Origin of the sequence: Sphingomonas sp. (genome assembly GCF_019242355.1) — a bacterium.
GTDB lineage: Bacteria > Pseudomonadota > Alphaproteobacteria > Sphingomonadales > Sphingomonadaceae > Sphingomicrobium.
The window spans coordinates 1-7,243 of sequence record NZ_JAFAVR010000094.1; the positions used below are offsets into that span (position 1 = coordinate 1).

Below are 7,243 nucleotides of genomic sequence, written 5' to 3' on the forward strand. Positions count from 1 at the left end.
GGCGGTCCCGGCTCATCGACCGTATGGCTGCACATGGGGGCGTTCGGGCCGCGCCGGGTGGTCACCAGCGACCACGGCCACACTCCGGCCGCGCCTTATGCTTTGGTCAACAACGAGTACAGCCTGCTGGACGCGACCGACCTCGTCTTCGTCGACGCTCCGGGTACCGGGTTCAGCCGGATCGGCGGCAAGGACAAGGAGAAGGCCTTCTACGGAGTCGACCAGGATGCCTATGCCTTCAGCCAGTTCGTCCAGGGATTCCTGTCTCAATATGGCCGCTGGAACTCGCCCAAATACCTGTTCGGCGAAAGCTATGGCACGCCGCGGTCGGCGGTGCTCGTCAATGACCTCCAGACCGACGATTCGATCGACTTCAATGGCGTCATCCTGCTGTCGCAGATCCTGAACTTCGATCTTGATGTCGACGGGCCCGAAGCGAACCCGGGGATGGACGAGCCCTATGTCGTCGCGCTTCCGACCTATGCTGCGACCGCCTGGTACCACAATCGCCTGCCGGGCGAGCGGCCGGCCGACCTGCCGACATTCCTGCGCTCGGTGGAGCAGTTCTCGACGACCGATTATGCCGCGGCTCTGCAGCAGGGATCAGAGCTCGATCCGGCGCGGCGCCAGCAGGTCGCGGAGCGGCTGGCGCAATATACCGGATTGCCGGTCTCCTATGTTCTCAGGGCGAACCTCCGCATCAGCGGCGGCGAGTTCGAGAAGAATCTCCAGGACAGCGAAGGCCTGACCACGGGCCGGCTCGACACTCGCTTCAGCGGACCGACCATGGACCCGCTGAGCAAGACCGCCGACTATGATCCGCAGTCCGCGGCAATCAGCTCGGCCTATGTGTCGGCCTTCAACGATTATGCCCGCGAGCAGCTGCACTACGGCGGCGAGGACACCTACAAGCCCGAGATCGACGTCTTCAAATATTGGGATTTCAAGCACAAGCCGCCGGGAGCCGACGTGGCCTTTCCGGGCTCCACCAACGTCATGGCCGACCTTGGCACCGCGATGAAATACAATCCCGACCTCAAGGTGTTCGTGGCGGGCGGGTATTTCGACCTTGCGACGCCGTTCTATGAAGGTTGGTACGAGATGCACCATCTCGCGATCCCGCAGAGCCTGATGGGGAACATGGAGTTCCATTATTATCCGTCGGGCCACATGGTCTATGCCAACCAGGAATCTTTGCAGCGCCTTCACGACGATGTCGCCGGCTTCATCAGGCGGACGAATAACCTGACTCGACGCTAGGACCCGACAGAACGACGGCCGGGGCGCGCTGCGCTCCGGCCGTGTCGACTTTCCGAATGTTTCAACAGAGCGTCAGGCCGCTACTGTGGCACTGGGGCGCCCCGACCGTTCATCGCAACCGTATCGCGAGAGATGCGGCCGGCTCCAGGGCTATCAATGGCCGTTCATTGGACGATCGGACTGGCGCCGTTCGAGATCCTGGCGATCATCCCGTTGAATCTGCGCCCACTCGCTGGCGGTGTGGCAGATCTTGTGCGCCGTCAGGCGGCTCCCGGTATCCTGCTCACGCTCGCAGATCACCCGATCCTGAGGATTCGAAGCCGCCTGCGGCTGGGTCTGCGGGGTGGGGTCGGCAAGCGCGGGCGTCGCGGCCGCAAAAGCGAGGATAGCGACACAGGTCAGCACTCGACTCACGATTTAATCTCCTGATTGCGCGAGGAAAATCCAATAGTCGCGATGGTATCTTCAATCAAGCGGATGTCGACAAACCGACTGTCCCGATCTGCGTCTGGATCGGATGCCTGACGTCGAACGCTGCCGTGAGCCGCTCGCCCGCCGCGAACGGTCGGGTGCCGTGCCACATGTAGGACGGAAACAACACGAGGCGGCCAGGCTTTGGCTCGATCTCCCGGAACGGCGCAAGATCGACGGCAAGCCCCTGCTGCGGCTCGCCGAGCGTGAGCCAGCCGGAATTCGGCGAATCGCCGGCGGCGGGCTCCGGCACGCGGATATAGAAAGCGGAACTGATCCACCCCTGCGGATGGACGTGGTTGGCGTGATAGCCCGATCCCCGAAGCAGGACCGACCAGCTTCCCGAAAAGCGGATGCGCTGGTCGCGGGGAGGCGCGAGCAGCGGATGCGACGGGTCGCGCGCCGGCAGATTGCGCACATGGGCTTCGACGGCCGAGACAACCGCGGAGCGCAGCCCCCGGACGTTGCTGTCAATTTTCGTGAAAAGCGGGCCGTCGGTCTGGGATCCGCCGCGCACCGACTGGTCAAGATATTCGCCCTCGGCGACATGGAGCCGCCGCAGTGCCTGTTCGAGGCCCGCCATCGTGGGCAGGTCGGCGGTAAGATCGACGACCGTCACGAGCCTGTCGAGATCGCCTTCGAGCCACTGCCAGCGGGGGTCGCCGGCCAGGCGCCAGGCAACCGACGCATAGGGCCAGACGTCGGCAGCCTGGCTGGTCTTGAGTGTCGAATCGATCGCGGCGCAGGCCAACTCCACGCGCTCGGAGCGAAGCAGATGCCGAATGCGGTAGATTTCGAGCGAAGCTCGAAGGCCGGGATTCATGCCGTTGAACAGCCGATCCGCCCGCGCGCCATCGCCGCGTTCGGCCGCGGCGATGGTCTCGTAACTGAGCAGCATCTCGCTCGGGGGCAGATGCGCCCGAGCGCGCGCAACCGCGTCGTCGAGGGCGGCGAATTGTTCGGCTTGCAGGTGCAGCCGGAACAAGGCGATCCAGAGCTGCTCTTGGCCGGGATACTGTCGCAGTGCCTGCTCGACCGATGCCGTCGCCTGCTGGCGCTTTCCCATCCTCGATCGCAGGTGCGCGAGCTGGAGATGGCCTTCGCTCCAGAACGGCGAACGCGTCACCGCATTCTCGAGCGTGGCTTCGGCGGCCTGCAGGCGGCCGGCGGCGAACAGCGACGCGACATAGCCGAGCAACAGGTCGCCGTCGGTCGGCGACAGGCGCAACGCCTCCGCGAACAAGGCTTCCGCCGGCACCCCCGCCTCCAGCGCGACCCTGGCGTGGCCATGAGCGATGCCGAGGTCCGCTGGAGCGAGCGCGGCCGCGCGTCCGAAGCTGGCAAGCGATGCCTCGTACTCGTCGAGCGAGCGTTCGAGGAGCGCCGTCCATTGCCACAGGAGCGCGACCTGCGATCGCTCGGCGGCTGCCCGCAACATTGGCAGCGCGGACTCCTCCCGGCCCTCGGCGAGCGCGCTCCTCGCAAGGTCCGACAGCACGGCCTCGTCATGGCGCCGTTGCCGGGCGGCGACCAGCGCTCGTTCGAACGTCACGCTTGCCCCCGCGCTCCGGTCACAGTTGCCCGCCGGGCACGCCGTCGGCCTCGATCAGGGCGGCGACCGCGTTGCGCTCGACCTCGGACAGGTCCGGGTGCCAGACGTCGAAGATGAACACGACGCGCAGCTGATCGGTCGGGTTCGCCGCCTCGTGCTCGATCGTATCGTCGAACACGAAGGCCTCGCCGCGCTCCCAGTGGCGAATCTCCGCGCCGACTCGGAACCAGCAGCCGTCCGGAACAACCAGAGGCAGGTGGCAGACGAGTCGAGCGTTGTTGACGCCGACGTGCGCCGGGATCGAGGTCTTGGGTGCAAGGAGGGAAAACATCGCGTTTGGCGAAGCCTCAGCGATGTGCGGCTGGCCGCACTCAGCCAGGATCTCGAGAGTATTTGGGCAAAAGCGCGCGTTCGCCTCGATGCGCTTGCCGTTCTGCATCAAATGAATGGCGGTCCAGTCGAGGTTGTGATTCAGGTCCCGCCACTGATCCAGCGGCAAATGGTCGGCATACTGGACGTAGGGCACAAGCTCGGCGCGCTCGGCGGCCATCACCGCCTCCATCTCCGACGCGATGACGTCCGTGGCGTCCTGCAGCCGGCTCAGCCAGGGGAACATGGCCGCCGGATAAAATTCGCGCTCGGCGAGGCCCGGGAAGTGAAAATGGGTGGGCTCGCTGTGGTAAGGGCGGGTTTGCCTGAGAACGTTGCTGCGGAAGCGGTCGATGCGGCGCTTCTGGTCCGGATCGGCGTCACGTTCGCAGTCCGCCATCGCAGCCTTCATCCGGGCTTCGCGCTCAGCAGTCCACCGTTCGACCCTGGCTTCGGCCGTCGCGACGACAGACCGGAGGTGCGGCGGCAGGTCGCCGTCCGGCCGCTGCGCAAGCGCATGGCTCCAGGCTTCCGTCGCGCCCGGCTCCTTCAGGCGGTCGAGGAGGCTAGCGCGGAGCAAAAGGGCGGTGAAGTCGAGCGGGCTGAGGGCAAGCGCCTGGTGGACCGTCGCAAGCGCCGCCTGCGGCCGTCCGGTCGCGCGCTGCAGGGCCGCGAGCTTGAGGCGCAGGGTGACATCGTCGGGGGCGGCCTGGCCAGCCTTGAGAAGGAGCTCTTCGGCCCGCGACAGGTCACCGGCGGCAGTCGCCGCATCCGCTTCCTCGACCAGTGCAGCCGAGCCCGGCATCAGGCGTCGTAGCCGAACTTTTCGATCCAGGGTTTCAGGATCGGGAGAACGGGCTCGAGGTGGCGGCGGTAATGATGCCAGCGGCCCGAGGACCGCGAGTAGATCGGTTCCCCGACCTGGGCATAGCTGGCCGTCTTGATCCGCCCCCGCTTCGCGGCGGTTGCCTGGTGATCGAGGACATTCGAATCCCAGCCCAGACCGAGGAAGTCGAACAGGGATTCGAGCTCGTGCTCGCGGTCGGTGACCACCCGCTCATAGAGCACCTCGTGAACATTGACGGGCATCAGCTCGCGAACGCGCTCGAAGTAGCTGAAGCAAAGATCGTAGAGTTCGGCCGTGGTGTCGAGGCGGAGAAAGCTCGACATGCCATCGTTGAGCTTGAAATTGGTCGTGAAGCAGCTGAGCACGACATCGCAGGGATGCCGGATCGCAAGGATGATCCTGGCGTCGGGGAAGATTCGCCGAATCAGGGGCACGGCACCCATCAACAGCGGGTTCTTGTCGACGATGAGCTTGCCGGGCGCCATCGGCGTGTGCTTCGCCACTTCCTCGAAATAGGCATTCCGAGCGGCCGCCACGAGTTCCGGCGTTGCCGTCGGCAGGTTCGGAAAGTCCGCCATCAGCTCCGCTGCCCGCTGGAACGTCGGCTCCTCCTCCAGCACCTCGACCGCCGGGTGACCCATCAACATCGTGTCGAGCAGCGTCGTCCCCGACCGGGGAAAGCCGACCAGAAAGGCCGGGCTGGCGCGGCCGTCCCCGGCATCGACGTCGACCCAGGTCCGGGCCCAGTCCGGCGTCGCGACCTCGAGGCTCCGGCGGAGGGTCTGCCGATAGGCGGCGGCTCTGTCCTCGGGCCGGGAGGGGTCGGCCCGCTGGATTTCGTTCATCCGCGAAAAGGCGGTCCAGGCGGCGTCGTAATGGCCCGCGCCGTCATTCAGCTGGCCGAGTAGATGCGCTTGGCGCGCAGCTTCGATTTCGGGCGAAACGCCGGCCAGGGCAGCCAGGCCTTCTTCGAACCGCTTGCCGCGGCGATGGTCGAACGCGCGGATGATATCGACAACGTCCCTGTCCGCGCCGCGCGCTTCGGCTTCGCCAGCGAGACGAGCGAGTTCGTCGGTACGGTTCGACAATTCATAGACGACCGCGAGGCCGAGGTTGCCGACGGCGTGGGATGGAACCCGGGCGACGACCTCGCCGTAAGCGGCTTCCGCGCCCGGGTTGTCGAGCAGCACAAGCCGCTGGCTGGCGACGGCGAGGAGCAGGTCAAGATCATCCGGATTGCGGCGGCTTGCGTCCTCAATTGCGGCGAGCGCCTCTTCCTCGCGCGCCTGGGAACGGAAGAGACCGTAAAGCTCACGCAATGAGCGCCAGTCGTCGGGAAAATCGCGGGCCATGGCACTGAGCTCGGCCTCGGCCTCGGCCGCTCTGCCCGTTCCGGACAGCAAGGTCGCAAGATTAAGGCGAACGGGAGGCGAGTCCGGAGCGATCGCGGCAGCCCGTCGAAGTGCATCAACGGCGCCCTCGACATCGCCGGCAGCGCGGCGGCTGTTGCCGAGATTGTTCCAGCTTTCCCAGTCGTCCGGATTGGCCGCGACAATGCGTTCGTAGGCACGGCCCGCAGAGGCAAAATCGCCAAGCGCGTGAACGGCGTAGCCACGGATACGCTCAAGGCGGAGAGCGGGGTCGCTGTGGGAAAGGTCCGGACGCGCGACATCGAGGGCCTCCGCATAAGCGCCTTGCTCGACCAGCGCGGTCGCGAGATTGGCAGCGATCAGAGGATCGTCCCGTCGCTGCGCGTAAGCAACACGAAGATGCCGGACTGCGCCTTCGAAATCCCGGACGCCGATGCAGAAGGTCCCGAGCATCGCGTTCAGAGCGGTAGGATCACCGCCTTTCGAAAGGGCGCTCTCGCCGATCTGTCGTGCTTCGGCGATCCGACCCGTCGTTGCCGCGGCAAGGGCGTTGCGGATCGCGGCGGCGGTCTCGGGGTCCATTGCAGTCGTCGTGGCCATGGAGTCCTTTTAGCGCTCCCGGCGGCGGCGGCCAGCCGAACGGCAGGCACCCAAAAGAAAAGGGCGGCGCCGAAGCACCGCCCTTCCCTTTGCAACGTCGGTAAAACTTACTGACCGCGCTCGCCGTTGGTCGCCGGCGGCGGCGGGGGCGGCGGAGGCGGTGCCGGGCACGTGTCCGTCGCCAGGATCACCGATCCGTCCGGGCAGGTCTGCGTCGCCGGAGCAGCAGGCGCCGGAGGAGGCGGCGGCGGCGGGGGCGGCGGCGGGGGCGGCGGAGCGGCGTGGTGGCCGAACGTGATCGTCGCACCGGCATAAACGAACCGGCCAAGAGCATCGTACGCCGTCACCCAGGTGTTGTTGTTGCAATACACACCAGCGCAGGCGCCGCCACTCGTGATCAACGGCGGGATGCGATCGAACACATTGTTCACGCCGACGCGGAAGTCGACCAGGTTGAAGGCGCTGTAGGTCGCGGCGAGATCGATGTAATCATACGCCTTGATGTGACCGCCCTGAACGTAGTGCGTTCCCGCAAGCGTTGGGTTGTCGCTGTAGCCCTCATAGGTCGTGCTCGACTGGTGGCGCCACTGACCGGAAATCCCGATGCCGAACGGCGTCTCCCAGGTCAGGCGAGCCTTGTGCCGGTAGCGGAAGGTCGGATCGAGGCAGGTGCTGCCGTAGTAGCCCACGCAATCGTAAACAGCCGTCAAGCCGTTATCGACCTTGTTATGCCGGGTCCACGTGCCCTGATAGGACAGGGAGAAGGTCCCCAGA

The 7,243-nt window shown here is 65.9% G+C and carries 5 protein-coding genes and 1 pseudogene; 1 reads left to right on the forward strand and 5 read right to left on the reverse strand.

Annotated features, from left to right (window positions below):
• Positions 1 to 1,260 (forward strand): peptidase S10 (locus JOZ79_RS04500; RefSeq protein WP_294071200.1); only part of this gene is annotated, 1,260 nt, incomplete at its 5' end.
• Positions 1,261 to 1,413: 153 nt separating this feature from the next.
• On the opposite strand, the gene JOZ79_RS04505 is transcribed toward JOZ79_RS04500, so the two are convergent.
• The 5 genes and pseudogenes from JOZ79_RS04505 to JOZ79_RS04525 all read right to left on the reverse strand — a co-directional run.
• Complete coding sequence (locus JOZ79_RS04505) at positions 1,414 to 1,674, reverse strand: hypothetical protein (RefSeq protein WP_294071203.1); 261 nt, start codon at positions 1,672 to 1,674, stop codon at positions 1,414 to 1,416.
• A 55-nt stretch (positions 1,675 to 1,729) separates the two neighbouring features.
• Positions 1,730 to 3,283, reverse strand: coding sequence for a putative 2OG-Fe(II) oxygenase (locus JOZ79_RS04510; protein WP_294071206.1), 1,554 nt, complete (start codon positions 3,281 to 3,283; stop codon positions 1,730 to 1,732).
• 19 nt (positions 3,284 to 3,302) lie between these two features.
• A complete protein-coding gene (locus JOZ79_RS04515) occupies positions 3,303 to 4,457 on the reverse strand; it encodes an aspartyl/asparaginyl beta-hydroxylase domain-containing protein (RefSeq protein WP_294071209.1) in 1,155 nt (384 codons plus the stop codon).
• Positions 4,457 to 6,469: a tetratricopeptide repeat-containing sulfotransferase family protein gene (locus JOZ79_RS04520; protein WP_294071212.1), complete on the reverse strand. Its 2,013-nt coding sequence runs from the start codon at positions 6,467 to 6,469 to the stop codon at positions 4,457 to 4,459. Before JOZ79_RS04520 ends, JOZ79_RS04515 begins: the two co-directional genes overlap by 1 nt.
• Positions 6,470 to 6,576: 107 nt before the next feature.
• Positions 6,577 to 7,243, reverse strand: a pseudogene (locus JOZ79_RS04525) (TonB-dependent receptor); the annotation flags it as partial.